The following is a 26383-nucleotide window of genomic DNA, read 5'->3' as shown; positions in this document are numbered from 1 at the left end:
GAGTGTCCGCATCCGGCCTGACAACGCCCAAGGCATTGAAGCGGCTTGCTTTCTTACCCCCTCCCTCCGAGGGGAGGATAAGCGCACCCTACTGCGTCTTTGCCACCCTTGGCGGCTGGGGGGAGCTGATGAAGCTGGTCGCTTCCAGCATCGCGGGTCCCAGCGGGGTCGGCACTTTCAGCCAGAATGGAACCAGGATGCGCGTGCCCGCGACCGGGGCGAAGGCGATCTCGATGTTGCGCTGGGCGGCGAGGTATTTGATCACGGGGCGGTCGGGGATGTAGCCGGCGACCGGCACGAAATAGAGCGCGCAGACCACGACCGGGCCACGATATCCCTTCTCCGCCTTCACCGTCTCCATGCGCTTGAAATCGAGCTTGAGATCGTAGCGCATGCGGCCGTCGAACACGGGCGCTGCGTTGTGGCAGGCCTCGGGCGTAACAGGATCGCCGGTGCCGGGCACGCGCAAGAGCGAGGCCGTCATCGGATCCCAGACGCCGCGGCGATGCGCGTCGGTGACGACGATGCGGTCAGGGTCGACCGGCGGCTCCGGCTCGATGCCGAACTCCTTCACATTGCCCTTGTCGAGGGTGATGCGGATGCTTTCCGTCTTCTTCGAGGTGATGGTGGAGGCCTGGTAGCCGGTCGCAACCAGCGCGCCGTTGACGACGCGCCCCTGCGAGGCGCCGGTGCCAGACCCGCCCGCGAACGATTTCAGCAGCCCCGTGGTGCCGCCCGAGGCCGCGGCCGCGAACACGTCGTCCTGGATGTCGATGTTCCAGGCGCCCTTGCCTACGGGAATGCCCGCCAGCGTCGCCTCATACTGCGCCTCGAGCTTGCCCTGCGCGGCCGCAGGCCGAGCCCCCCACGCCAGGACCAGCCCGCACAAGGCCGCGAACGCCAGCCGGCCGGCCGCACGCAGCCGGGGCAGGTAAGGGGTCAGGATATCCACGAAGCCATCCAATGGGGCCGTCCGGCCTTGCTAGTTAAGCCAAAAATCTCGGCAAGCAATCCGCCCCAAGTGCAAAACACCGGGAACTCCACCGGACTCTTCGGGGGCGAATACGCCCTTTATGTGATGGTAAGGCGTTTCAATCATTGCCGTTTTGGTGATCGGGGTGTGACGCGGGGGCGCACCTCTCCCCGCTACCTCCGCTGCCTCTTCCCCTTCTCCCCGCGTGCGGGGAGAAGGTCGGGATGAGGGGGCTCTCCCCGGAGGAAGGTGAGAGTCGAGCACCCAACCGCCCCCACCGCCGCGGAGCCTCCCCCTCGCCCGGAATTCGCGCTATTCGCGCGCATTCCGGCCTCTCCCCGCACGCGGGGAGAGGCGAAAAGACCGCCCAAATCCTTGACTACCCGCCCCTTCCCCCCTATACGTCCGCCCGCTCCCTGCAAGGACAGAGAATTTGCCCCTGTGGCGCCCCGAATGGCGGCCGCAACTCGTTTGGGGCTCGAACTGAAGGATTTGTGACATGTCTCGCCGCTGCGAACTGACGGCCAAGGGCCCCCTCGTCGGCCACAAGGTCAGCCACTCCAACATCAAGACCAAGCGCCGCTTCCTGCCGAACCTCGTCAACGTGACGTTCATCTCGGAAGCCCTGGGCCGCAACGTGCGCCTGCGCGTCTCCACCAACGCGCTCAAGAGCGTCGACCACAATGGCGGCCTCGACGCCTTCCTGCTCAAGGCCAACGCCGACGCCCTCTCGCCGCGCGCAGTCGAGCTGAAGCGCGCCATCCAGAAGAAGGTCGGCGACGCGCCGGCGAAGAAGGCCAGCTAAGACAATTTACCGTTAGGGCGGGGGCTAAGTCGCGTCGCGTAAGCTTAGCCAGTAGAGTTTTGCGTGGCGGCCGGATCGAAAGATCCGGCCGTTTTTGTTTTTGGGGGCGGCCCAGCACACCGACGAAAGTGCACTTGCGCGCCATCGATTCGCTAAGCATCTTAGGGTTGCCGCCGATTGTGCCATCGATCCACGAAGACATGGCGCCTTTACCAATTTGCTTTAGCCATTTGTCGCTCCGAGATGGAATTCATTGCCGACACTCTCGATGATGCTCTTCTTCAACTGTATCCGCAGTTGCTTGCGGCGCCGAAGGTCGACGGCGCAACGCGGGGAAGCAACACTGAGCTGCGCGGAGTCATGGTCGAGATCAGGCAGCCGCGCGCACGATTGAGCCGAACCGAAACGCGAGGCAAGCCATTTAGCGCGCTGGGCGAGCTGCTCTGGTATCTCTCGAAGGACAACAAGCTAGATTTCATTGTGCCTTTCGTTCCAGCTTACAAATCAGAGAGCGAGGACGGCAAAACGGTTTATGGCGGCTACGGCCCGCGCCTATTCCGACAGAGAGGGCAAGACCAAATCGCAAATGTTCTCGAATTACTGAGTAAGCGCCCGACGACACGACGGGCTTTGGTTCAGATATTCAATGCGGAGGACCTGAGCGGACCTCATCCGGAAATCCCCTGCACTACGACTCTTCAATTCCTCCAACGAGATGGGAAATTGGAGATGATCACTACAATGCGCTCAAACGATGCGTACAAGGGCCTTCCGCACGACGTATTCTGCTTCACTATGCTACAGGAAATTCTCGCTCGAACATTAGGCTACGATACAGGTCCATACAGACACTTCGCGGGAAGCATGCACCTATATGACGACAATCGCGGCGATGCAGTGCGGCTCACCGAAGAAGGCTTCCAATCGCGCATTGAAATGCCTCCAATGCCAAATGGTGATCCTTGGCCATCGATAGCGATAGTAATGAGCGCGCTAGAGGAAATAAGAACGGGGCAAGAGCTCGATGCGAGCGCACTCGGGCTAGACCCCTATTGGTCTGACTTGATTCGACTTCTGCAGGTCTTCGCAGCAACAGGCAACCAAGCCGCCATCGCTGATCTCCGGAAAGCGATGACATCTGATTGCTACAAATACTACATTGATAGCCGAACCAATCTTCCTGTGAAGGATCGGTTTGGCGGACAAGCGAGTACCTAAGTGGCGATTCTCTGGCCATCTCGTCAAGCCGAACTCAACCGACTAGACCGTGAACTTCGGGAGTTCTCCGACAAAGTCCACCCACTCCGCGGAATCGACGACAGAGCTATGCAGGATTTTGGGTGACGAGGCGATCAGGCGGCGTGGTTTGCCGGCATGTGGATGACCTCGATGCCGTCGTTGAATCTGACACCTGCGATGAGCTTCGGCAACTGATTTGTGCCTTTGAGCCGCCGCCACTTTTTTGATGCGGCGATAACCAGCTTGAACACCATCAGCCTGGCGGTCGTTGAGGACAGCGATCCTTTCGTTCGCACGGTTCTGTGTCGCACGGTCGCGAACACGCTTTCGATGGGGTTGGTCGTGCGCAAGTGATCCCAATGCTCGGCAGGAAAGTCGTAGAAGGCCAGCAGCGCGTCGCGGTCCTTTGCGAGGCATTCGACCGCCCGGCCGTACTTGGTGCGGTATTTCTCGGCGAAGACGTCGATCGCCACTTCGGCGGCCGCCCGGTTTGGCGCCCAATAGACTTCGCGCAGGTCCTTCTTCATGTTGGCCTGCACCGAGAGCGGGACCTTGTCCAGGACGTTGACGGTCTTGTGCACCCAGCAGCGCTGGTGCCGCGTGCCGGGAAACACCTCGTCAAGCGCCTTCCAGAAGCCGAGCGCGCCGTCACCAACGGCAATTTCCGGGGCGATTTGCAACCCGCGTTGCTTCACGTCGATCAGGAGCTCACGCCAGCTCTGCGCGCTCTCCCGGACACCGACCTGAAAGCCGATCAACTCCTTCTTGCCTTCCGGCGTCGCGCCGATCAGCACCAGCATGCACTCGCCGTGGTCTTCCATGCGTGCCTGCAGGAAGACGCCATCGGCCCACACATACACGTACCGCCGCGCCGAGAGATCGCGCTTCTGCCAACGCTCATACTCGCCCTGCCATTCGGCCGTCAGCCGGGAAATCACCGCCGGCGACAGGTTCGGCGCGTCCTTACCCAGCAGGGCCGTCAGCGCCTCCTGGAAATCGCCCGTCGAGATGCCACGCAGGTACAACACCGGCAACAGCGCATCCAGGCTCCTGGTCCGCCGCGCCCATAGTGGCAGAATCGCCGAGCTGAAGCGGATCCGCTCGCCATCGCCGGCTGCACCGCGGTCCCGGATCTTCGCCCGTGCGACCTCGACCGGTCCGATGCCGGTCGCAATCGTTCGAGCCGGGCCGTAACCATGCCGCACGACACGGGCGCGCCCGTCGGCAAGCTTCAAATCTTTCACCGTGGCAAGAAACGTCTCGACTTCGATCTCCACGGCCTGCGCCAGAAGCTGCCGAGCACCAGCTCGCAAAATATTGGTCAGTGGATCGTCGATCTCGTCGGGCTGACGAAGGGCAACAATATTGCTAGTCTCGTTCATGGCGTATCGCTCTCCTTGAGAGGTTCTGGCAGGCTCGACACCCGCCTCGATACGCCGCCTATCTCATTCCGTCATCACCCAGCTTCACGCATAGCTCTCGACGACAAAGCGGCCCGCAAGACACTCGCGACGCAAATGATAGCTAGCTTACGTCGGATGGACTACACGCGCATCCTAAAGAGCAGACCAGTCGACGCTGCTCGTGCTGACCCAGCTAGTCCTCTGTTTGATCCGGAGAGAGCAGCCTTACTTCACGCGCAGCTGGGCAATTTTGACGAAGCCATCTGGTTGATCTTTCTGGCTACCCATACAGGAAAACACGGGCGGTTCGGCTGGCGTCGCATGCAGGATCTTTACTCCGGACTAGGCCAACGAAACTGGACTTGGAAGCAAGTGTCGGAGAATCCGGACATGTTCCGGAAGTGGGTGACCGCCAATCACGAGAAGATCGGCGGCGCATTTGGTAACCACCGAAAATATGAAAGCCTAAAACCCGACTCTCGAGCAGGTACGCTCGCGGTAATTCGAAGCTTCATAAAGGCCGTCGATGGATCGCCAGGAAAGTGGTTTCGCGATCTCGTACGGAGGGTCGGCAATGATCCGCACACTATTTTTGACGCTGCTTATCGCGAACTGAGAATCGAGCGATTTGGAAGACTTGCAAAGTTCGACTTCCTGGCACTGCTCGGTCGTTTGGACTTGGTCCCGATGTCGCCGGGCTCGGCCTATCTTGAGGGAGCTACGGGCCCTCTGCGGGGCGGACGGCTTCTGATCGACGGAGATCTGAATTCGAAGCGCAGCCCACCAGATGTCGACGACGTATTGAAGAGACTCGATCAAAAGCTCGGCGTCGGAATGCAGGTAATGGAGGACTCGATCTGCAATTGGCAGAAAAGCCCTACTGCATTTAAGCACTTCAAGGGTTAGGTGACGCCGCCGATATTTGATCCCACGTAAAGTGACGCTTGAGGAAATTTAGCTGGCTTGGCTTGATAACTCGATTGTGCTGCAACTGCCCGACTACAATACCGGGAGAAACGCCAAGCGAAAAAGCGAATTTGATCACTTGCTCGGTCCTTGGCTTTAAATCAAGCAATTCGTCCTTTCGCTCTGGCGGGATCAAAACAGAAGCCGAAAACTCGTTTGCTTCGCTCTCCTGTTTCGTGATGTGTTCAACTCCACCATCGATAAAAGTGGCGGATATTCCGTGCAACAGGAGGTGCCCAAGTTCATGGAAGAAAGTGAACCAGAAGTGATCGTCCGAAAGATACCTGAAACTCAGAATGACCATCGCTTTATTGGGCGATAAGAAGCGCGTGGCACCACTCGCTCGGCATCCAGAAGGGGCACGCACGAAAACAAGAGCAATACCTGCTTCGGCGCATATCCGTCTAATGCGCGGCAAGAAGTGGGCCGGAGCTTTTGATCTCGTGAGCGGACGTATCTCCAACAGTTTCTGCCGAAGTCTCTGCGGATTCCATTTTGCCGTATGAATAGCAGCGGCCTCCAACTCTCCGCATCGTAGCCATGCGGAAAGTGGCCCGGCCTTTGACGTGAATGATGGAGAGGTCTTGAAAGCAACGCCCAGCGGGTTTGCGTATCTTTCGGTCCATTCTTTCGGGTCGTTGACGCCGAAATACGCGAGATATGCCTTAAGACGATCTTCGCGCCGTTTGGGACTGACCCAACCATAGCTGGAGATATCACTATGGGGAAAGTGCTTGAGCCACGTATCTCCAGCCTCGTTCGGAACGGCGTTCGTGGCGCGATCGAGCGCGGTTGTGTATTTTGATTGTCTTATCAGCCAAAACGAGGCCGTGCCGCCGACATGCTTAGCCAGTCCGTCGGCCAACTCACCATCAATTTCTACGCTTCCAGAGAGAAGCCCCGAGACAGTCGCAATATTTCGACCAAGCTTCCGCGCAAGGGCGTCGGAAGTAAGTTCGCGATGCTCCATCAAAGTGAGCAGCGTGTCCCCGGGCTTAGAGAACCAATCAGGTTGAAAAGAAAGATCAGCCATTGGTTGTCTCGATCGACACGATTCGTATTCTAGTCACTTGATCCCAATCGGTAACTTCGGGAGGCGGATCTGGGTAAGTCGGATGACCCGAGCGAACGATCAGCCGAGAACCAGAGGGGAGAACGATAGCCTTTTCGCTGGTACTGATGTCGACGATCGAAGCAGGGTAAATTGCTTCAAACTCAGAGAAGTTGGTACACGCGTCGATATCGGCCAGCACCTGAGCGAGTTCCAGCGCTCCATTCGGTCCAAGCGCCGTTACCGCCACGCTTCGCTTCTCGCAAATGTCCCTCACCTCTTCCGTGGGAAAGTTGGGAATCAATCGACCGCCTTTTAAATACGCCTGTACGCTTGTCAAAAAATAAAACGTAATTTTACCCAAAGTTGTGATTCGCGCAACCCTCGGTCGTATTTTGGCACTTTTTTGCACTGCCGAGCCCCGCCTTTCCAGCGTCATCGTGCCCTCCCGGCTTTCCGCCATACTCGCCCCGCAAGCCTCTCACCCGCAGGCACATCCCGTCGAGCACGCGCGCGACACCGACCGCACCCCCTCACCGAAAAAAAACCTCGTCATCTGCCGTGACGGGGCCGGCAACGAGATCTCGGAGAACATCTCCAACGTCCTAGCTCCATCGCTGCCTGCGCAAGACGGACAAGACGCAGCCGCGGCAGCTGGTGCCCAGCGACCCCGGCGCCGGTACGGTGCCGCCACCGTAAACATCCCCCTCGCCCGTTAACCGGCCATTAACCAACGCAGCCTAGCCTGCGGTAATCGTCCAGCCATCATTAGCTCGAAATGCCTTCCCGGTTCGCTCCAGGAGAAGCGCCGATGTGCGTTGAGTTGTTGACGTATGCCGATCTCGGTGCCCGCCTCGATATCTCGCGCGAGGCCGCGCGGTCGCTGGCGCGACGTCGCCGCCTGCCGCGCTCGCGCTCGGGGGACGGCAAAGCCCTGGTCAGCGTCGATCTCGCCGCGCTCCGGTACACGCCCCGCCCGCGAAAGGGCCGCCGGGCAGACCCCGTCGATGCCTCCATGGCAAGGATCGAGGCCATCAAGATCGGGGCCTTCAAGGCGGAGATCGCGCGGCTCGAAGACGTCGCGGCCGCCTACAGGGCCGTGTTCGAGCGCGAGCGCGAGCGTGCCGATCGCCTCGCCGTCGAGCTGACGCAGGCGGCCGCCGAAACAACGGCCGCCAATGCGTGGGCGGCACGACTGGAGGACGAAGTGACGGCGCTGCGGAACGATCGCCGCCCTGTCGGGACGATCGCGGGATACGCCGCGCGCCGATTGGGACATCTGGCCGCTTCCATCGTGCAAGCCGACCGGGCGGCCAATGCGCGATGAGATCATCGGTAAATCGTCACAGGTAGCACTCGAGACTTTCTTTAATTGCCGGCTTGCCGGAGCAATCGCGAGGGAAGAATGACTGGCAATACCGATATCCATGAAATGAAGGCTCGCATCGTCGTGTTCGGCGTCGGCGGCGCCGGCGGCAATGCCGTCAACAACATGATCACGGCCGGGCTTCAAGGGGTCGAGTTCGTGGTCGCCAACACCGACGCACAGGCGCTGGCGATGTCGAAGGCGAAGCACCTCATCCAGCTCGGCACGAAGGTGACCGCAGGCCTGGGCGCCGGCTCGCAGCCGGAACTGGGACGCGCCGCGGCCGAAGAGGCGATCGACACGATCCGCGAGCAATTGACCGGCGCGCACATGGTGTTCGTGACGGCCGGCATGGGCGGCGGCACCGGCACCGGGGCTGCACCCATCGTCGCCAGAATCGCGCGCGAGCTCGGCATTCTCACCATCGGCGTGGTCACCAAGCCGTTCTACTTCGAGGGCCAGCGCCGCATGCGCTTTGCCGAAGCCGGCATCGAGGAGCTGCTGAAGACGGTCGACACCCTCCTGATCATCCCGAACCAGAACCTGTTCCGGGTGGCCAGCGAGAAGACCACGTTCGCCGATGCCTTCGCCCTTGCCGACCAGGTGCTCTATTCGGGCGTGGCCTGCATCAGCGACCTCATCGTCAAGGAAGGCCTGATCAATCTCGATTTTGCCGACGTCCTCTCCGTCATGAAGGAGAAGGGCAAGGCCATGATGGGACGGGGCGAGGCTTCCGGCGAGAAGCGCGTGCTCGCCGCCGCCGTGGCCGCGATCTCCAATCCGCTGATCGAGAATCCCTCGATCAAGCGTGCCAGTGGCCTCATCATCTCCATCACCGGCGGCAAGGACCTGATGCTGTACGAGGTCGACGAAGCCGCGACCCGCATTCGCGACGAGGCCGACCCGGACGCCAACATCATCGTCGGTGCGTCGTTCGATGAAAGCCTCGAAGGCATCGTCCGCGTCTCGGTGGTTGCGACCGGAATCGACAATCTCGATCCGGCGCAGGCGCTCCCGGTGGAAACCGCCCTCACCCAGCTTGCCGGCAAGCTGCGCAACGACGGCCGTCGCATCGCTGATCGCATCGAGCGCAGTGCCCCGCTGCCGCAAGCGGGAAGCCCGCCGCTGCGCCCGCAGCCGCACCACCCCGTGGGGCCGCCGGCAAGGCCGGGGCTGGATTATGCGCGGCAGGCGGCGCTTCAGCCGCTCGATCCTTACGGGCGCGCGCCTGCGCGCAATGCGCCCGACGAGGGCGTTCTCGATATCCCGGCCTTCCTGCGCCGCGCCGCCAACTGAGCGGCGGCGAGCGGGGGAGTTACCTGCTCGGCAACCAGCGAGCCCAATAACAGCTCGTCATCCCGGGGCGCGACGAAGTCGCGAGCCCGGGATCCATAACCATCATCGTGAGTATAGATTCCGGGCTCGCGCCGAGAGGCGCGCCCGGGAATGGCGGTGTAAAGCAGTCATTCTCCCGCTATGGCGGGCGCCTCACCATCAAGGTGATATCTCGCCGCGCCCCCCGTCCTGATCCCGAGGGCCCGCCTCAAGCGGGCGTCTCGAAGGATGCGCCGCAACGACCAGCCGCCGATGCTTCACGCCGCCGTGCTGCGCGGGCTTTCGGCGGCGTCCTTCCTGTCCGTCTCCTTGTCGCGGGACAGCCACGCCGGAAAACGAAGCAGGCGCTCGTTGGTGTCCTTTGGCAGCTCGATGGGCGGCGCTTCAATGGCCGAACTCGGCAGGTCCAGCGCTGCCTGTCCGGTTCGCACCGCATCCGCGCGCTGATCCAGTTCGCGGAGCAGGGGACCGAGCACGCTGTCGATCTCCGTCGCCACCGACACCAGGAAACTATTGAGCTCGCGCGCCTCAGGCACGATCGCCGCAGCCTGCTCGATCGCCCTCGAGAGACCATCGACGACAGGCGCAAACGCGCCGGCGGCCTGCTTGATTCGCGTCTTGATCGCTTCGACCTCGCTCAGGACGCGCTCGCGCTCCCGCCTTTTCTTTTCCTCCGAGAGACGGGCTTCGATTTCGGCGATCTGGGCCGCCAAGGTCGTGGCTTCGGATGCGAGCGCATCCCGTCTTCCGCGCGCGCGATCGAGATCCCGGCTGAGATTGTCCACTAAGTCGTCCTTTCCGAACATGGCTTTGCTCCGTAGGACAGGCGCTTTGCCCTGTAGGACGGCCCTGGCGCGAACCGCCAGCCTCGCCACCGACCGGATGGCCGGATCGGCCGAAGCAGGCATCAACCTCAGTCTCGTCACATGGGCCGACATGGTGATCCCCCCATCTTCGACATTAGGCAACCGCATGGTTAACAGGCGGTTAACGTCAACAGAGGATGCGGCCATGGGGCTTGCGTTTCCGCCCGCTCGCCCCGGTAGCATCACGCGGCCGCGGTAGCCCTCCCCTACCCGCGAAAATCAATGCTCCGCAGCACGATGCCCGGCGGGGTGCCTTCGAACTCGCAGGCGCGGTACTTGCTGGCGGCGCAGGCCTCGATGCGGTCGCGCAGGCGGGTGAACTGGGCTTCGCGGTGCTCGGGAGCGACCTTCGGGCCGCGTTCGAGATCGTCCAACGCGGAAGTCGAGATCGCGCAACCGATCTCCCGCGAGCCGTCCTGCATGGAGAACAGCACGATCATCCGGTCGTATTCGAGGCCGATGTAGCGGCCGCTGCTGAGGGTCATGGGGTTACTCCTTCACGCGGGTTGCTTCTCGAGAACCGCCGCGGCGGTGCGCTCCCTTTCCCGCTTGCGGGCAAGCGGGAGAGGCGTCCCCGCAGCCGCCTTCAGCTCTCCCCGTTGAGCCGCGCGAAGTCGTCGAACAGCGCGGCAACCAGCGCGCGGTGGCGGGTGTCCTCGACGGGGAGACTCGCGGCATAGAGGTTGAGCAGGTAGCGCGCCTTCACCGCGGCCTCGGGCCAGGAGGCCGCGGGCACCGTCATCAGGCGGTTTTCGAGATCGGCCTCGCGCTCGCGCAGCTGCCTGACATTGCTCTCGACCTCGGCCAGCGCGCGGCGCAAATCGGTTGCCTTCTGCGCGGCCATGCCGCGATGCTTGTCGAGATCGACGGGGTGGTCAGTCATTGGCGACCCTCGCGTCGATTGCTATCGCATCCGCAAGGTCGATCGCGCGGATCGACAGCATCTCGACCGAACCGAGCACGCCCTCCACGGGCACGATGATCGACGTGCCGACGCGGCGCCAAGCCGAGAAGGTTTCAGCTTCGATCGTCTCCTCGTCGGCGATCACCTGATAGGCCCCCGCCGGCAGCACGCGCTCGATGCCGTGGATGCGGAACGGATGCTTGAACGTGACGGTTTCCCGCCGCGAACGGATGGTCATGCACGCCTGCCTTGCTGCGAGAGCGGGCCCCAAACCGACGCCGGCGATTGCGACCATGCGCTTGTCGCGCAGCAATAGCCAGCACAATCGTCACAGGAGCCATTTCCGTTCCGATCAAATCGGAACGGGCTCCGGTTCTTGTTTCGACGCGTTTTCTTCACGCGAACCGGTAGCCACTTCGCTCGAAAACGCTTTGGTTTTCTGTTTCGACGCGTTTTCTTCACGCGAACCGGTAGCCACTTCGCTCGAAAACGCTTTGGCTGCACGCGCGGCCTTTTAGTCCTCGCTATTGGCGCGCGGCAGGCGTAGGCTTGCCTGCATCACCGCTCTTCCGCTACGGCATCACCGGTGACTGAGGGTCATGTGCGCTCCCGCCGGGAAATCAGCCGTTGGAGCATGCGATGCCGCGTCTACGCGCCTCTGAGTGGATGGTTCCGCCTGACATCGTGCTGCTGTTCCTGCTGCTTCTCGTCTGCGCGGCGGCTCTGCTCAATGGGTAGAACCACGCGCGTGCCCTGGCTCGTCGGCGGAACGAACGAATATGGCAGCGCCAATCTCGGCCGCGGCAGCGCCACCGTCGCGCTGCGGCTGGCCCGCAAGCTGCTGCGCGACGGCTACATGGACGTGCGCATCTGCACACCGCGCGGGCGCGTGCTGCAGGCGGACGAACTCGGCGAACTCGAACCACAGGAGAGCGACATGGCCAAGGGACAGCAACGCGGCAACCGCGAAGCCAAGAAACCGAAAAAGGACAAGGCCAAGGTGATCGCCGCGGCGCCGAGCCGCAAGGAGGCGGCCTGGCAGCCGGATTTCGGGCCGGCGAAGAAGAAGTAGGGGCGGAGAAGGCGCGCATGGCCTTCCCTTCTCCCCTTGTGGGAGAAGGTGCCTTTCCGAAGGCAAGGCGGATGAGAGGTCTCTCTCCCGGAATTCTGACGCGAGAGATGAACACGCGGAGAGAGACCCCTCACCCGTCTCGCCGCTGGAGCGGCGAGCCACCCTCTCCCGCAAGGGGAGACGGACAACCACCGCCGTCTCCACTCCGTCGCGCTTTTCCGCTATACTCGCCCGGGTAGCATTTCCCGGAGAGGCGGACCTGTGGAGCACGTACACAACACCGAACCGAAAAACCTCGTCATCTGCTGTGACGGGACCGGCAACGAGATCTCGGAGAACATCTCCAATGTCCTGAAGCTCTATCGCTGCCTGCGCAAGACCGACAAGACGCAGCCGCGGCAGATGGTATTCTACGATCCCGGGGTCGGCACTGTGACGGAGCCGACGACGTGGCACCGGATCAAGGCCGACGTCAGCCTGGTGCTGGGGCTCGCCACGGGCTACGGGTTAGACGCCAACGTGCTCAGCGCCTATTGCTTCCTGGTCGAGCACTATGCGCCCGGCGACAGGATCTACTTGTTCGGTTTTTCGCGCGGGGCTTACACGGTGCGCGTGCTGGCGGGGCTGATTCACAAGATCGGGCTGATCTCGCCGGAGCAGGTGAACCTCGCAGGAAGCGGCATGGTCGCCTACAAGCAATATTCCGGCACCGGGCGCGGCAACGATATCGAGGACCTCAAGGACGTCGCCGTCGACGACCAGGGGCCGCTGCCGAAGGACCAATTCGACCTGGCCGCGCAGTTCGCGCGCATCACCTCGACGCGCTGGCCGACCATCCACTTCATCGGCGTCTGGGACACGGTGGCGAGCGTGATCGTGCCGCGGCGCGACAATTTCTTCTTCGTGTTCAGCCTGGAGGAGCTCGCCTTCACACGGCGCAATCCGAGCGTCAACATCTTCCGGCAGGCGATCGCGATCGACGAGCGGCGACGCATGTTCCGCCTCAACAAGTACTGGGAGCCGCAGGACTATTGGAGCAATCGCTACGTGCCGGACGAGAAGAAGGTGCCGCAGGACATCCTGCAGGTGTGGTTCGCCGGCGTGCATTGCGACGTCGGCGGCGGCTATCCGGAGGCGGAAAGCGGGGAATCGAAATATCCGCTTGTGTGGATGATCGAGGAGGCCGAGAAGGCGGGGCTGAAGTTCAATCCGCGCACCGTGAACCAGCTCGCCTGGGGCGTCCAGCGCAAGAACTCGCCGTTCAAATATGTGCCGCCGGCCTACACGGGGAAGTCGGGCGAATTGCACGATTCGATGAATGCGGCCTGGCGCGTGCTGGAGTATCTGCCGAAGCGCGCAAGGTACAGGGAGTGGCCGGAGCGGAAGGTCTATTTCGGCCTCTACATCCCCGATGGCGAGCCGCGCCTCATCCCCGAGGGCGCGCATGTGCATGAGAGCGTGCTGAAGCGGATGGCGGCGGAGCCGGACTACCGGCCGGTGAACATGCCGAAGGATTACGTCACCGTGCCGATGCCGGTGCCGCCGGGGGTGGATGTGGCGGCGGGGGTTGAGGCTGAGGAGGTGACGGGGTGAGGTGGGGCTCGCGCCACATTCTCGTCATGGCGAGCGCAGCGAAGCATCCAGAGTCTTTCCGCGGAGGCAGCCTGGATTTGCTTCGCTGCGCTCGCAATGACGGTGGTGGGGACAGACTCGTGCAACATCACCGGTGTGGTCGCGGGGCTTTCCGCACCCGACTACCGCCACTTTCCGTAGTCGCCGCTACTTTTCATTAAAATTCTCACGCCAACCTTAGCTGGATCGCATCAACTCCTGTGCATCATCCTGCAAAGAGTCCGCCGCTGCGCGGAGTTGGAGGAGATGTGCCAATGCATCCGCGTAAATATGCCCGCGTCAAACCCTCAGGCCTGGTGTCGCGCCAGGCCAAGATCATCACCGACCCGCGCGCGCCTGTGATCAACTGCACGCTGATCGATTATTCGCCGGGCGGCGCCTGTGTCGATCTCGGTGGCCAGGTGCAGATCCCCGACCGCTTCGAGCTCTTGCACGTCAACACCAAGAAGCGCTGCCGGATTGCGTGGAAGCGGGGGTCGCGCGTGGGCGTGGTATTTTAGCGAGCCGCGCGCTGCCTGCTGACCCTGCCCTGGAGGGGGAGGGTAAAAGAGCTACTTCCGCATCCGCGCCTTCGCGCCCGCGACGATCTGCATGGCGACGCCGGCGGTCCAGCCGAACAGGACGAGCCAGCTCCAGGCCATGTGCGGGTCGAGGCGGAGCACGATGACGGCGACGGAGGCGAGCGCGGTCAGCGTGGCGCAGAGCGTGCCGGCCGAGCTCAGGAATTCCGCGGCGTCGATGCTGCTGTGCGCCTCGTCGAACGGCATCTGCGGCGTGTCGATGCCGAGATAGAAGCCGACTGCGCCGAGCAGCATCATCAGCAGCAGAAACCCTTGCGTCGTCAGCGGCGCGATCGCCGATCCGACATAGGCGCCGACGAACAGCCCGCACGCGGCGCCCGCCATCGCGAGCCCCACGCGCTCGAACACGTGGGCAGCTTTACGAACACGAAACCGCATGGCCGGCCTCCGCGAGGCAGTGACAGCGGAGAGGTTAGGCCAGTTTCGGGGAAGGTGAAAGGTTGGGGGAGTTACGGATGCGTGAGGGGTAACTCTTAGGGGGATCCGACTTGAGCGTGTAGCGCACGCTGTCTCCTGTCGTCATTGCCAGCGCAGCGACTTGTTCGCCGAAGCCTCGGCGAAGGCGGAAGCAATCCGCAGTCTTTCCGCGGAGGAATTCTGGATTGCTTCGTCGCAAGGGCTCCTCGCAATGCGATCGCGCCTCACGCGCAGTGCGTCCCCCTCACCGCGCCCCGAACGTGGTCTTGCCGAACAGCGCCTTCTGCGTCGAGGGCTGCGAGCGCCAGTATTGCGGCGGGGCTTCGACTTCGCCGCCGAGCTCGGCTGCGGCGTGCCAGCCCCAGCGCGGGTCGTAGAGCATGCCGCGGGCGAGCGCGACCATGTCGGCCTTGCCCGATGCGACGATATCCTCGGCGTGCTTTGCCTCGGAGATCAGGCCGACAGCGATGGTGGTCACTCCCGTCTCGCGCTTGATGGCTTCGGCAAACTGCACCTGGTAGCCGGGGCCGAGCGGAATCTTCTGCAGCGGCGAGACGCCGCCGGAGGAGGCGTCGATCCAGTCGATGCCGCGCGCCTTGAGCGCTTTCGCAAACTCGATGGTCTGCGCCAGATCCCAGCCGCCCTCGACCCAATCGGTCGACGACACCCGCATGCCGATCGGCTTATGGTGCGGGAACACCGCGCGCACGGCATCGTAGATTTCGAGCGGGAAGCGCATGCGGTTCTCGAGCGAGCCGCCATATTCGTCGGTGCGCCGGTTCGAGATCGGCGACAGGAACTGGTGCATGAGATAGCCGTGCGCGCCGTGCAGCTCGATGGCGTCGATGCCGAGCCGGTCGGCGCGCCTGGCGCAGTCGACGAAGGCATCGCGGATGCGTTTCAAGCCGGCGCTGTCCAGCGCGAGCGGAGCGGCCTCGCCCTCCTTGTGCGGCAGCGGCGATGGCGCGACCGTCTGCCAGCCGCCTTGCTCGACCGGAATCAGCTGGCCGCCGTCCCAGGGCCGCGCGCTCGACGCTTTCCGGCCCGCATGGGCGAGCTGCATCGCGACCGCGGTGGAGGAATGCTTGCGCACGGAAGCGAGGATCTGCTTCAGCGCGGCCTCGCAGGCATCGCTGTACAGCCCGAGGCAGCCCGGCGTGATGCGGCCGATCGCCTCCACGTGGGTCGCCTCGATGCAGAACATCGACGCGCCCGACAGGCTGAGATTGTTGATGTGGGTGAAGTGCCAGTCGGTGGCGACGCCGTCGTCGGCCGAATACTGGCACATCGGCGACACCACGATGCGGTTCTTCAACGTCAGGCCGCGCAGCTTGATCGGGGAAAACAGGGCGCTCATGCGGGGAGTTCCGAAGGGTGGGGGTGAAAGCGATTGCATGAAGTTTAGTGGCGGAAACGCGGATTGCCACCCGCGTGGCAGGAATGGCGGCCCGTGGGGTCATGCATTGCGCGCGTCATATCATCACGGGATCGTGCCTCGCTCTCTGCTGTCGTCCTGGCCTGGTTGCGCAATTGCGGACGGGGGCGAGGACCCCAGGAAGCAGTAGATTGCGGAGAATTACTCCACCAGCGTGAACTGCAGCAGCAGGGTGCGCTGGAGCATGGAGAAATTGTCGTCCGACACCAGCGTCAGCACGGTCTCTCCTTCCGCCGTGACGTGGGCGTCGATGCCTTCCATGTTGTCGACCTCCTGGCCGAGATCGGCCCTGAACAGCGCGGGGCCGTCGACCACCGCGCCCGGCGCGATGGATTTGAGAGGGATCGAGCGGATGCGGATGTCGATGCCGGTGAACCAGGAGAATTTGCGTTCGAGGATCAGCAACTCGCCGGAGGGCAGCAGCACCGCGTCGCTGATGTCGAACTTCTCGGTGCGGCGCACGCTGAACTGGCCGGGCGTCGGACCGCCGATCAGAAATGCGACCAGGTTGCCGTCGGCGTCGAGCCCGCGCTCGGAGAAGGCGATCAGGCTGCCGGCGAGCGGCTGGCCCTTCGGGACCAGGACCAGCGCTTCCAGCCCCTTGTTGTGCGGCAGCTTGCGCAAGGCCGGCGGCGCCGGGATCGGCTCGCCGCGGGCGTGGATGCCGCCTTTCGAAAAGTCGTAGCGCAGGATCTGGTTGACGCGCTCGAGCCCGACATAGACCAGGTTGCCGTCGCGCGTCAGCGATTCCGAATCCCACCACATGCGCTTTTCGGTGATCGGCCGCCCCTCCGCGCCCAGCAGCGGCGCGGCTTCGACCTCGTCGAGCCCGGCCATGGCCGTTCCGGAATAACGGATGCGCCCGGTGAACCAGCCGCCCTGGTCGGAGATCGCGAGGAAGCGTTCGCCTTTGGCATCGAGCCGGATGCCGGAGAGGCCGCCGAAGCCGCGAAAGGGGGAGGTCAGCACCAGGCCGCTGCGATAGTCCAGCGAGCCGAAGCGCGTGCGCGAGCGATCGCGCGGCTCGAAGTTCGGAATCGGGCGCGCGTTGACCTCGAGGCTGACGGGCTCAGCAACGGCGTGCTCGACCTGGAGCGGGCGCGGTGGCGGCTCCGTCGTGGCTTGCGCCTGTGCGAGGCGCGAGAACGCGAGAGAGGAAAATCCCGCCGCCGCGTGGCCAAGAAAGCTGCGGCGGGATGGATGCGTGCTCACGAATGCAGTTTGCGTCGCGGGCGACCGGCCGGCTGGGTGGGCGCGGCGTTGGTCTCGCTGAAGAGTTCAGCGAGCTTTTCGGTGATGGCGCCGCCGAGTTCTTCGGCGTCCACGATCGTAACCGCGCGGCGGTAGTAGCGCGTCACGTCATGGCCGATGCCGATCGCGATCAGCTCGACCGGCGAGCGGGTCTCGATCTCCTCGATGATGTGGCGCAGGTGCCGCTCGAGATAATTGCCGGGATTGACCGACAGCGTGGAATCGTCGACCGGCGCACCGTCCGAGATCATCATCAGGATCTTGCGCTGCTCGGCCCTCGCCAGCAGGCGCTTGTGCGCCCAGTCCAGCGCCTCGCCGTCGATGTTCTCCTTCAGCAGACCCTCGCGCATCATCAGGCCGAGGTTTTTCCGCGCACGGCGCCACGGGGCGTCGGCGGACTTGTAGATGATGTGACGGAGATCGTTGAGGCGACCGGGATTGGCCGGCTTGCCGGCGGCAAGCCACGCCTCGCGCGATTGCCCGCCCTTCCAGGCGCGCGTGGTGAAGCCCAAAATCTCGACCTTGACGCCGCAACGCTCCAGCGTGCGGGCGAGGATGTCGGCGCAGGTCGCGGCGACCGTGATCGGGCGTCCGCGCATCGAGCCGGAATTGTCGAGCAGCAGCGTCACCACGGTGTCGCGGAACGTCGCCTCCTTCTCGTGCATGAAGGACAGCGGGTGATAGGGATCGGTGACGACGCGCGACAGGCGCGCGGGATCGAGGATGCCCTCTTCGAGATCGAACTCCCAGGCGCGGTTCTGCTGCGCCATCAGGCGGCGCTGCAGCCGGTTGGCGAGGCGGGCGACGATGCCCTGCAGGTGCGCGAGCTGCTTGTCGAGATAGGCGCGCAGCCGCTCCAGCTCGTCATGGTCGCAGAGATCCTCGGCGGCGATGACCTCGTCGAACTTGGGCGCGAAGGCGTGGTATTCCGGACCGCGCGGCTCGTTCCTGCCATGCGCGTTCGGGCGCGTCGCCTCGCCCGGCGTCTCGTCGTCGCCGAGTTCGCCGTCGTCGAAGGTGTCGGAGGTCGAGGCCTGCGCGCTTTCCATCGCGCTCTCGCTCATCTCCTCCGAGGTCGCCTGCGCCTGGTCGGCGCTCATCTCCTGGGCGGCATCGGAATCGGGCGAGCCCTCGGCACCGGACTGATCGTTGTCGCCGTCCTGGTTCTCGTCGTTGTCCTCGTCGTCCTCGCTGTCGGCGTTGCGCTCGTCGCCGAGCTCGAGCGCCGAGAGCAGGTCATGCACGGCGTCGCCGAACCTGGCCTGGTCCTCGACCACGCCGTCGAGCCGGTCGAGCCGCTTGCCGATCTTGTCTTCGAGGATGGGACGCCAGAGATCGACCATCTTCTTGGCGGCCGTCGGCGGCGCCATGCCGGTGAGGCGCTCGCGCACCAGCATCGCCAGCGCATCGGCCAGCGGCGCATCGGCGCGGTCGGTGATCTCGTCGAACTTGCCGCGATGGAAATGGTCGTCGAGCATCGCGGTGAGGTTTTTCGCAACGCCCGCCATGCGGCGCGCGCCGATCGCCTCGACCCTCGCCTGCTCCACCGCCTCGAACACGCCGCGCGCCTGCGGATTGCCGGGCATCAGCTTGCGGTGAACCTTGGGATCGTGACAGGCGATCTTGAGCGCGATGGAATCGGCGTGGCCGCGCACGATCGCGGCGTCGCGCTTGGTCATCTTGCGCGCCGGCTCCGGCAGCCGCGCCTTGCCCGGCGCAAGCCCCGGGCGCTCGGCGGCGAAGGAGACGTCGAGCTCGGGCGATTTCGCGATCGCCTTGAGGCAGGAGGCCACCGAGCGCTTGAACGGCTCGGTCGGCGCTTCCTTGCTGTTACGGAATTTGGAGTTCGACGTCGTCATCTCGATCTCACCGTCGTCCTAGCCTAGTGCGCAATTGCGCACGGGGGCCAGGACCCATAACCACAGGGAGCAGTCATTGAGCACTGACGCTCCGAACTTCGCAAAACCACAGCCTGTGGTTATGGGTCCCGGATCTGCGCTCCCTCCAGACGGCGCTTCGCACCGTCAGGAGTCCGCTTGTCCTGGACGACATCTCCAACCTCAGCTGAGCGCCACGTTGACCGCCGATTCCGGCAGCTCCGCGTTGAAGCAGCGCTGGTAGAACTCGGCGACCAGGGGACGCTCGAGCTCGTCGCACTTGTTGAGGAAGGTGACGCGGAACGCGAACCCGATATCGCCGAAGATGTCGGAGTTTTCCGCCCAGGTGATCACCGTGCGCGGGCTCATCACCGTCGACAGATCGCCATTGGCGAAGGCGTTGCGGGTGAGATCGGCAAGGCGGACCATCTTGTTGACGATGTCGCGGCCTTCCTGGGTGCGATAGTGCTTGGCCTTGGCCAGCACGATCTCGACTTCCTCGTCGTGGCTGAGATAGTTCAGCGTCGTGACGATCGACCAGCGGTCCATCTGGCCCTGGTTGATCTGCTGGGTGCCGTGATAGAGGCCAGAGGTGTCGCCGAGGCCGACGGTGTTGGCGGTCGCGAACAGGCGGAAGGCCGGATGCGGCTTGATCACCTTGTTCTGGTCGAGCAGCGTCAGGCGTCCGGAGACTTCCAGCACGCGCTGGATCACGAACATCACGTCCGGGCGGCCGGCGTCGTATTCGTCGAACACCAGCGCGACGTTGTTCTGCAGCGCCCAGGGCAGGATGCCGTCACGGAATTCGGTGACCTGCTTGCCGTCGCGGACCACAATCGAGTCCTTGCCGACGAGATCGATACGGCTGATGTGGCTGTCGAGGTTGACGCGCACGCAGGGCCAGTTCAGGCGGGCGGCAACCTGCTCGATATGGGTGGATTTTCCGGTGCCGTGATAGCCGGTCACCATCACGCGGCGGTTGCGGGCAAAGCCCGCGAGAATGGCGAGCGTGGTGGCGCGGTCGAAGCGGTAATCGGAATCGACTTCGGGCACGTGAGGATCGACTTCGGAATAGGCCGGCACTTCGAGATCGCTGTCGATCCCGAACACCTGGCGCACCGACACCTTCATGTCGGGCAAACCGGAAACTTCCTCAACTTTGGACAGGGCGGCGGTCGTCATCAATCCTCCGAGGCCCCGGGCGATCCCGAGACCAGTTATTGCACGTTGGCTGCGGCTGGGTGCATTTTCGAACCTATCAGAGACAACGTGCCGGCAGAAGCCTGCCCCTCAATCAAAGTTCCGTTGTCTTTTCATTTGGATAGGTGAGGAACGCAGATTTTGGAGGGCTGCCTTGCGAATCACGCTCGAATTTCGGGCGGGGTAATGGGGCTGCCCACGCAAATGGCACTTTCGCCGCTTCTCCCTACATATGTAGGGTCCGAACCGAAAAGTCCCAGCCTGCTACAGAGTCGACGTGACGTCCTTCCTCGATCCCCTCATCGCCTTCGTCTCGGCCCATGCGTGGCTGGCCTACCTGACCCTGTTCCTGGCGGCTCTTCTGGAGGCCGTTCCCGTGGTGGGATCGGTGATCCCCGGCTCGACCATCATCCTGGCACTGAGCGCCCTGGTGCCGGGCGGCGAGCTGAAATTGCCATGGGTACTGCTGGCGGCCGCGCTCGGCGCCATGCTGGGCGACGGCTCGGCCTACTGGATCGGGCACCGGCGGCAGCGCGAGATCCTCAGCACCTGGCCGCTGACCAACTATCCGCGCGTGGTCGAGGAGAGTGAGACCTTCTTCCACCGCTTCGGCACCTGGGCCGTCTTCTTCGCCCGCTTCGTGCCGCCGATCCGCGCCTTCGTACCGGTGACCGCCGGCGCGCTGGGGATGACGCCCCCGAGATTCTATACGGTGAATATCCCGGCCATCCTGGTCTGGGCGCCCGCGCATGTGCTGCCGGGTGTGCTGGCTGTGTCGGCGCTGCACGAATATGCCGGGCTGCATCATCATGGGCACGTCGGCAAGCACATCTGGATGCTGACGGTGGTCGGGGTTGCGATCGTGGTGGGCGTGGCGATGTGGATCTATCGCCGGCGGAATGGCGGTGGTGTCGCGGCCGTCAAGCCGCGGGCCTAATTGGCTTTGGCTGCTGCGGCGACGGAGGTGCGCTCCCTCCCCCGCAAGCGGGAGACGTTAAGACCCTGCCACCCTTCTTCCCGGCGCCGGCCCTACGTATCTTGCCCTTGGCCTTATCAGCTTGCCGAACTGCAATTGCTCACTGGCGTGGGCGATCCAGCCGACGCTGCGGGCCATCGCGAACAGAGCGAGCTCGCTGCCGGCGGGCAGGCGCAGCGCATGGACGAGCACGGCGAGCGCGTAGTCGATGTTGACCAGTTCGCCGGTCGCCTCGACGATCCGCTCGGGGACCTCCCGGGTGAATTTGCGCGGCGCGCCGGCGCGCGACAGTGCGTTCAGCAGCGATTGCGCGCGGGGATCGCCGCGCTTGTAGACACCGTGGCCGAAGCCGGCAAAGCGCTCGCCGAGCGCGACGCGCTCGCGCACCACGGGCGCGACATCGCGATCGACCAGCGTCTTGACGAGCTGCGAGGCCAGCACGCCGGCGCCGCCGTGCTTCGGTCCCTTCAGCGCGGCGAGGCCGGCGATCACGGAATCATAGAGGTTGAGGCCGGTCGAGGCCGCACAGCGCGCGGTGAAGGTCGAGGCGTTCAGTTCATGATCGGCGAGCAGAACCAGCGCGCGGCGGATCAGGTCGGGCGCATGCTTGTTATCGGGCGCCCACGCGCGCGCGACCTGCTGATGCAGCGGCTCGGCCGACGGCTCGGCGTTGAGCATGGTCGCGACCAGCAGGCGGACGATGCGTGCGCCGACCATGGCGCGGCCGTCCGGCGCGCGGGTGAAGGCGCGGGGATCGGCGCTCGCAGCTAGCGCCAGCACGGCGATGGCGCGGTCGATCGGCGCCGCCCTGCGGGCGGCTTCCGCGATCGCGCGCATCTCATCGGACATCACGGGCTGATTGTCCGGCGCGAAGGGATCGACGCCCGCGACGTCCCAAAGCAGCGTCGCGGCGTGCTCCAGCGTGTCGTTCTCGGCGAGATCGACGCAGTTGACGCCGCGATAGATCGCGCCGTCCTCGGTGATGGTCGAGATCTCCGTGTCCATCACCGGCAGGTCGGCATCGAAGCTGCGCAGGCCGCGCGGCTCCGGGGATGGGACACGACGCTCTTTGAGGGCGCGGACGTCCTCGGCGCGGTAGCGGTTCTTGCGCGAGTCCGGCGTCGGCTCGGAGCGGATCAGGCCGCGGCTGACATAGGCATAGAGGGTGGCCGGCGAGATGGCGAGCTCGGCGGCGGCTTCCCGGGCGGACAGGTAGAGGCCCTCGGAATTTTTCATATTGATTTATGTAATCAAGATTGATCAATCTGTCGAGAGGCCCAACCTTTCCCAGCGTGCAAATGCAAAAGGGAGATTGGGCCATGAACATCCACCTCACCAAAAGCCAGATTGGGCTGGACGGCGTCCCCGCGGCCGAGACCGTGCTGAGCCATGTCGACGGCGAGCGCGGCGAGTTGATCATCGCCGGCGAACATGTCGGCCGGCTTGCCGCCAAATCGAGCTTCGAGGGCGTCACGGCCCGGCTCTGGAACGGCGCCAGCAGGACGACCTTGAGCGAAGCCAATGTGCGCGCGAGCCTGGGCGCCGCACGCGAGCGCGCCTTCGCGCGGCTGGACGAGTTGCTGCCGGCCACGGGTGGCATGGGGATCGTCGACGGGTTTCGCGCGGCGGTCGCGGGACTTCGCGCCGAGCACGGCCTCGAACATGAAGCAACCATCGTCGGCGCGTTTCCGGTGATCGCGGGCGCGCTGGTCCGGCGTGCAAAAGGGCTGGATCCGGTCGCGCCCGATCCGAATGTGAGCCATGCCGCCGATACGCTGCGCATGCTGCACGGGCGCTCGCCTGCGGCGCGCGAGGTCACCGCGCTCGATGCCTATCTCGTCACCGCCAGCGACCACGGCATGAACGCCTCGACCTTCACCGTGCGCGTGGTGGCTTCGACGCAGGCTGACCTGTTCGCCGCCGTGACCGCCGGTTACTGCGCGCTCACGGGCCCGCTGCATGGCGGCGCACCGGAGCCGGTGCTGGAAATGCTGGATGCTATCGGCTCGCGCGAGCGCATCCAGCCGTGGGTGGATGCGGCGCTGGCGCGGGGCGAGCGGATGATGGGCTTTGGCCACCGCGTCTATCGCGTGCGCGATCCGCGCGCCGACGTGCTCAAGACCGCGGTCGAGGCGCTGGCGTCCAACGGCACCAATCTGCCGTTCGCCGGCGAGGTCGAGGCCTACATCCGCAGCGCGCTGCGCAAGAAGAATCCGGACCGGCCGCTGGAGACCAACGTCGAGTTCTTCACCGCGATCCTGCTCGACGCGCTGGCGATCCCACGGCAGGCGTTCACGCCGATCTTCGCGGTGGCACGCAGCGCAGGCTGGACCGCGCACGCCCGAGAGCAGCAGCGGACGGGGCGGTTGATCCGGCCGAGTTCGTCGTATGTCGGTGTGGTGCCGGAGGGGTGATGTCTTTTGCTGACGATCGGTTGGAACGCTGGGTTCTTTCCCTCTCCCCTTGCGGGAGAGGGTGGCATAGGCGGCCTTTCGGCCGCCGTTCTCAAGAACGCCGATGCTTTGCCTCGGCTATGGCGTAGCGGCGAGACGGGTGAGGGGTTCTCTCCGCGCACACCCATCTGCATCAGCGCTTGCGGAAGCAACCCCTCATCCGGCGCTTCGCGTCACCTTCTCCCACAAGGGGAGAAGGAAGAAGGAGGGAGGCCCTACGCCTCCCGCACCACCGTCTTCAGATAATTATACGCCTTGATGATCTCGATCAGGCGGTCCTCGGTGGAGCGGTCGCCGCCGTTGGCGTCGGGGTGGTGCTGCTTGACCAGCGCCTTGTACTTGCTCTTGACGTCGGCGAGCGTGGCGTCGGGACCGAGGCCCATGACCTGGAGCGCCTTGCGCTCGGCGTTCATCACCTTGCGCGTCTCGGCCTTGGGCTGGGCGTCCGGGCCCTTGCGCCAGTTGGCGCGGCCGTTGATCTCGGAGAACATGCTGAAAGGATCGGACGCCATGTCGATCTCTTCCGCACCCTTCTTGCCGCCATTGGCGCCCATCTTCCAGGTCGGGCGGTGGCCGGTCAGCGCGTCCTTCTGGTAGCGTGCGACCGCTTCGGCATTCATGCCGGAGAAGAAATTGTAGTTCTGGTTGTACTCGCGCACATGGTCGAGGCAGAAGTGCCAGTACTCACGCTGGTTCTCGCGGCCCTTCGGCGCACGGTGCGCGCCTTTGTTCGCACAGCCCGCCCACTCGCAGTTGACGACGGTGTCGCGCGGCTTCACTTCCGGCTGCTTGCCTCGCGGCTTCACGCGGATGGAGTCGAAGAACTTTGATGAATCGATCGGCATGGCTGACTTTGACTACGCAACGCAAAAACCTTCAAGTCTTGACATTGCAATTAGCGTAAGACCCCGGGAGTTGACGGGGGTGCGATCGCGTCCCTTAATGGCACTCATGGTTATGAAAGATACTATCAGCAACAAGTTGCAGGAAGCTTTCACGCCGGAAAGCCTGCAAGTCGTCGACGAGTCACATTTGCATGAGGGTCACGCCGGCCATCGGCCGGGCGGCGAGACGCACTTCCGTGTTTATATCGTGTCTGATGCCTTCAAAGGGAAGACCCGGGTCGAGCGCCATCGCATGATAAATTCGGCACTGGCCGCGGAACTTTCCGGCAGCGTGCACGCGCTGGCGATCCACGCACAGGCGCCTGGGGAACGGTGAAGCTTTCACCCTCCACTGGAGGGGAGAGAAAGTCAAAACGACGTCCCGGCCCTTCTCGGCCGGGGTTCTTCCACCTCGGCCTCGCGCGGCACCGGTGAAATACGGAGTGCCGTGATGCGGTTGCGTTCGCGGCGGAGGACGCGGAAGCGGAAGCCGTGGAACGTAAAACTCTGGCCGCGATCGGGGATCGAGCGTGCCTCGTGGATGACGAGGCCGGCGACCGTGGTCGCCTCCTCGTCGGGCAGATGCCAGTCCATGGCGCGGTTGAGGTCGCGGATCGGCACCGAGCCGTCGACCACGACCGAGCCGTCCGGCTGGGCGCGCACGCCGGCGACCACGACGTCGTGCTCGTCGGAGATGTCGCCGACGATCTCTTCCAGAATGTCTTCCAGCGTCACGAGGCCTTCAACTTCGCCGTACTCGTCGACGACGAGCGCGAAATGGGTCTTGCGGCGGCGGAACGCCTTGAGCTGCTCGGCGAGCGGCCGCATCTCCGGCACGAACCAGGGCGGCAGCGCGATGGTGGAGACGTCGATGCGCGAGGTGTCGCCGTCGGAAGCGCGGATCGCGCGCAACAGATCCTTGGCGTGCAGCACGCCGATGATGTTTTCCGGCTTCTCGCGCCAGAGCGGAATGCGGGTGTATTCGGTCGCCAGCACCTCGCGCACCAGATCGTCCGGCGGCATGTCGGCATTGATCATCATCATCTCGGTGCGATGGATCATGACGTCGGAGACCTGGAGCTCGCGCAAATCGAGCAGGCCGCCGAGCATGTCGCGGTCCTGCTTCTCGACCTTACCCTCGTGGTGCAGGAGGTCCACCGCGCCGCGCAGGCGCTCGGTCGGCGACAGGATCGCCTGGTGCTCGCCGGCAAGGCCGAACAGACGCATCAGCAGGCGCACGGTGACTTCGACCACCGTCAACAACGGCCCGAGCACATACATCGTCAGCCGCATCGGCCGCGCCACGGCGAGCGCGACGCGGTCGGGCGCGTTGATGGCGATGGTCTTTGGCAGGACTTCCGCGAAGATCACGACCAGCGCGGTCATCACGCCGGTCGCATAGAGCACGCCGACATCGCCGAACCAGGACGTGAAGATGCCGGTGGCAAGCGCGGACGCCCCGATATTGGCGATGTTGTTACCGAGCAGCAGCGCGCCGATCAGCCGCTCGCGCATGTCGAGCAGCTGGGAGACGACATCGGCCTCGTGGTGACCTTGTTTGGACAGCCGCAGCATGCTGGCGCGCGAGGCGCCGGTCAGCGCGGTCTCGCTCGCGGCGAAGAACGCCGACACCAGCAGGCAAAGGACGACGATGGTGAATCCGAGCCAGTCCATGCATCACTCGAGTCACTTTTGCG

The 26383-nt window shown here is 64.1% G+C and carries 27 protein-coding genes and 1 pseudogene; 12 read left to right on the top strand and 16 right to left on the bottom strand.

All coding sequences use genetic code 11. The features are described 5' to 3' along the window. Positions 1-88 precede the first annotated feature (88 nt). The gene (locus ACNJYB_RS02805) at positions 89-952 is read right to left on the bottom strand and encodes a DUF3108 domain-containing protein (protein ID WP_439372600.1); all 864 of its coding nucleotides are present in this window, start codon (positions 950-952) and stop codon (positions 89-91) included. 520 nt (positions 953-1472) lie between these two features. Between ACNJYB_RS02805 and rpmB the strand changes: the two genes are divergently transcribed. Both rpmB and ACNJYB_RS02795 read left to right on the top strand, forming a co-directional pair. Beyond that, positions 1473-1778 (top strand): 50S ribosomal protein L28, encoded by a 306-nt coding sequence (gene rpmB, locus ACNJYB_RS02800; RefSeq protein WP_439372599.1) that lies wholly within the window; start codon positions 1473-1475, stop codon positions 1776-1778. Positions 1779-2021: 243 nt separating this feature from the next. Next, a complete protein-coding gene (locus ACNJYB_RS02795) occupies positions 2022-2996 on the top strand; it encodes a thymidylate synthase (RefSeq protein WP_439372598.1) in 975 nt (324 codons plus the stop codon). 134 nt (positions 2997-3130) lie between these two features. Here ACNJYB_RS02795 and ACNJYB_RS02790 read toward each other — a convergent pair whose 3' ends face one another. Beyond that, on the bottom strand, positions 3131-4399 hold the full coding sequence (locus tag ACNJYB_RS02790) for an IS256 family transposase (protein WP_439370872.1): 1269 nt from the start codon (positions 4397-4399) through the stop codon (positions 3131-3133). A 156-nt stretch (positions 4400-4555) separates the two neighbouring features. Between ACNJYB_RS02790 and ACNJYB_RS02785 the strand changes: the two genes are divergently transcribed. Continuing rightward, positions 4556-5326: a hypothetical protein gene (locus ACNJYB_RS02785; RefSeq protein WP_439372597.1), complete on the top strand. Its 771-nt coding sequence runs from the start codon at positions 4556-4558 to the stop codon at positions 5324-5326. Here ACNJYB_RS02785 and ACNJYB_RS02780 read toward each other — a convergent pair. Next, complete coding sequence (locus ACNJYB_RS02780; RefSeq protein ID WP_439372596.1) at positions 5316-6419, bottom strand: ImmA/IrrE family metallo-endopeptidase; 1104 nt, start codon at positions 6417-6419, stop codon at positions 5316-5318. The genes ACNJYB_RS02785 and ACNJYB_RS02780 overlap by 11 nt on opposite strands. Beyond that, a complete protein-coding gene (locus ACNJYB_RS02775; RefSeq protein WP_439372595.1) occupies positions 6412-6876 on the bottom strand; it encodes a hypothetical protein in 465 nt (154 codons plus the stop codon). Before ACNJYB_RS02775 ends, ACNJYB_RS02780 begins: the two co-directional genes overlap by 8 nt. Positions 6877-6991: 115 nt before the next feature. Between ACNJYB_RS02775 and ACNJYB_RS02770 the strand changes: the two are divergent. From ACNJYB_RS02770 to ftsZ, 3 genes and pseudogenes are all read left to right on the top strand, one after another. Continuing rightward, positions 6992-7133: pseudogene (locus tag ACNJYB_RS02770) on the top strand (DUF2235 domain-containing protein); the annotation flags it as partial. Positions 7134-7248: 115 nt separating this feature from the next. Then, positions 7249-7764, top strand: a complete 516-nt coding sequence (locus ACNJYB_RS02765) for a hypothetical protein (protein WP_439372594.1) — start codon at positions 7249-7251, stop codon at positions 7762-7764. 78 nt (positions 7765-7842) lie between these two features. Next, positions 7843-9099 (top strand): cell division protein FtsZ, encoded by a 1257-nt coding sequence (ftsZ, locus tag ACNJYB_RS02760; RefSeq protein ID WP_439372593.1) that lies wholly within the window; start codon positions 7843-7845, stop codon positions 9097-9099. A gap of 296 nt (positions 9100-9395) precedes the next feature. Here the strand turns inward: ftsZ and ACNJYB_RS02755 are convergent, their stop codons facing one another. From ACNJYB_RS02755 to ACNJYB_RS02740, 4 genes are all read right to left on the bottom strand, one after another. After that, the gene (locus ACNJYB_RS02755) at positions 9396-10151 is read right to left on the bottom strand and encodes a hypothetical protein (RefSeq protein ID WP_439372592.1); all 756 of its coding nucleotides are present in this window, start codon (positions 10149-10151) and stop codon (positions 9396-9398) included. A 59-nt stretch (positions 10152-10210) separates the two neighbouring features. Continuing rightward, the gene (locus tag ACNJYB_RS02750; RefSeq protein WP_439372591.1) at positions 10211-10489 is read right to left on the bottom strand and encodes a DUF1488 domain-containing protein; all 279 of its coding nucleotides are present in this window, start codon (positions 10487-10489) and stop codon (positions 10211-10213) included. A 101-nt stretch (positions 10490-10590) separates the two neighbouring features. Then, a complete protein-coding gene (locus ACNJYB_RS02745; protein ID WP_439372590.1) occupies positions 10591-10887 on the bottom strand; it encodes a hypothetical protein in 297 nt (98 codons plus the stop codon). Next, positions 10880-11146 (bottom strand): hypothetical protein, encoded by a 267-nt coding sequence (locus ACNJYB_RS02740; RefSeq protein ID WP_439372589.1) that lies wholly within the window; start codon positions 11144-11146, stop codon positions 10880-10882. The genes ACNJYB_RS02745 and ACNJYB_RS02740 overlap by 8 nt, the downstream gene beginning before the upstream one ends. A 492-nt stretch (positions 11147-11638) precedes the next feature. Here ACNJYB_RS02740 and ACNJYB_RS02735 point away from each other — a divergent pair, with 492 nt between their 5' ends. The 3 genes from ACNJYB_RS02735 (at position 11639) to ACNJYB_RS02725 (ending at position 14112) form a co-directional block, all read left to right on the top strand. Next, positions 11639-11980, top strand: a complete 342-nt coding sequence (locus ACNJYB_RS02735; protein ID WP_439372588.1) for a hypothetical protein — start codon at positions 11639-11641, stop codon at positions 11978-11980. Between the two features lie 261 nt (positions 11981-12241). Then, the gene (locus ACNJYB_RS02730; RefSeq protein WP_439372587.1) at positions 12242-13573 is read left to right on the top strand and encodes a DUF2235 domain-containing protein; all 1332 of its coding nucleotides are present in this window, start codon (positions 12242-12244) and stop codon (positions 13571-13573) included. Between the two features lie 293 nt (positions 13574-13866). Then, positions 13867-14112, top strand: coding sequence for a PilZ domain-containing protein (locus ACNJYB_RS02725; RefSeq protein ID WP_439372586.1), 246 nt, complete (start codon positions 13867-13869; stop codon positions 14110-14112). A gap of 51 nt (positions 14113-14163) precedes the next feature. On the opposite strand, the gene ACNJYB_RS02720 is transcribed toward ACNJYB_RS02725, so the two are convergent. The 5 genes from ACNJYB_RS02720 to cobS form a co-directional block, all read right to left on the bottom strand. Further along, on the bottom strand, positions 14164-14571 hold the full coding sequence (locus ACNJYB_RS02720; RefSeq protein ID WP_439372585.1) for a hypothetical protein: 408 nt from the start codon (positions 14569-14571) through the stop codon (positions 14164-14166). Positions 14572-14854: 283 nt separating this feature from the next. Continuing rightward, complete coding sequence (locus tag ACNJYB_RS02715) at positions 14855-15967, bottom strand: NADH:flavin oxidoreductase/NADH oxidase (RefSeq protein ID WP_439372584.1); 1113 nt, start codon at positions 15965-15967, stop codon at positions 14855-14857. Between the two features lie 219 nt (positions 15968-16186). Continuing rightward, entirely contained in the window at positions 16187-17257 is a 1071-nt protein-coding gene (locus ACNJYB_RS02710; RefSeq protein ID WP_439372583.1) for an esterase-like activity of phytase family protein, read from the bottom strand. After that, positions 17254-19155, bottom strand: a complete 1902-nt coding sequence (gene cobT / locus ACNJYB_RS02705; protein WP_439372582.1) for a cobaltochelatase subunit CobT — start codon at positions 19153-19155, stop codon at positions 17254-17256. The genes ACNJYB_RS02710 and cobT overlap by 4 nt, the downstream gene beginning before the upstream one ends. Before the next feature lie 201 nt (positions 19156-19356). Continuing rightward, a complete protein-coding gene (cobS, locus tag ACNJYB_RS02700; RefSeq protein WP_025032652.1) occupies positions 19357-20355 on the bottom strand; it encodes a cobaltochelatase subunit CobS in 999 nt (332 codons plus the stop codon). A gap of 295 nt (positions 20356-20650) precedes the next feature. On the opposite strand from cobS, the gene ACNJYB_RS02695 reads away from it, so the two are divergent. Next, positions 20651-21310 (top strand): DedA family protein, encoded by a 660-nt coding sequence (locus ACNJYB_RS02695; RefSeq protein WP_439372581.1) that lies wholly within the window; start codon positions 20651-20653, stop codon positions 21308-21310. A 57-nt stretch (positions 21311-21367) separates the two neighbouring features. On the opposite strand, the gene ACNJYB_RS02690 is transcribed toward ACNJYB_RS02695, so the two are convergent. Further along, positions 21368-22585, bottom strand: coding sequence for a citrate/2-methylcitrate synthase (locus ACNJYB_RS02690; RefSeq protein WP_439372580.1), 1218 nt, complete (start codon positions 22583-22585; stop codon positions 21368-21370). Positions 22586-22668: 83 nt separating this feature from the next. Here ACNJYB_RS02690 and ACNJYB_RS02685 point away from each other — a divergent pair, with 83 nt between their 5' ends. Beyond that, entirely contained in the window at positions 22669-23763 is a 1095-nt protein-coding gene (locus ACNJYB_RS02685) for a citrate synthase/methylcitrate synthase (RefSeq protein ID WP_439372579.1), read from the top strand. 254 nt (positions 23764-24017) lie between these two features. On the opposite strand, the gene ACNJYB_RS02680 is transcribed toward ACNJYB_RS02685, so the two are convergent. Then, on the bottom strand, positions 24018-24647 hold the full coding sequence (locus ACNJYB_RS02680; protein WP_439372578.1) for a J domain-containing protein: 630 nt from the start codon (positions 24645-24647) through the stop codon (positions 24018-24020). A 106-nt stretch (positions 24648-24753) separates the two neighbouring features. On the opposite strand from ACNJYB_RS02680, the gene ACNJYB_RS02675 reads away from it, so the two are divergent. After that, complete coding sequence (locus ACNJYB_RS02675; protein WP_439375782.1) at positions 24754-25023, top strand: BolA family protein; 270 nt, start codon at positions 24754-24756, stop codon at positions 25021-25023. Positions 25024-25055: 32 nt separating this feature from the next. Here ACNJYB_RS02675 and ACNJYB_RS02670 read toward each other — a convergent pair whose 3' ends face one another. Further along, entirely contained in the window at positions 25056-26360 is a 1305-nt protein-coding gene (locus ACNJYB_RS02670) for an HlyC/CorC family transporter (RefSeq protein ID WP_439372577.1), read from the bottom strand. Positions 26361-26383 lie beyond the last annotated feature (23 nt).

The sequence above is a fragment of the Bradyrhizobium sp. SMVTL-02 genome, from assembly GCF_051853005.1.
Lineage (GTDB): Bacteria > Pseudomonadota > Alphaproteobacteria > Rhizobiales > Xanthobacteraceae > Bradyrhizobium.
The sequence above is the reverse complement of the archived record's forward strand: the minus strand, read 5'-3'. Positions and strand labels throughout refer to the sequence as shown.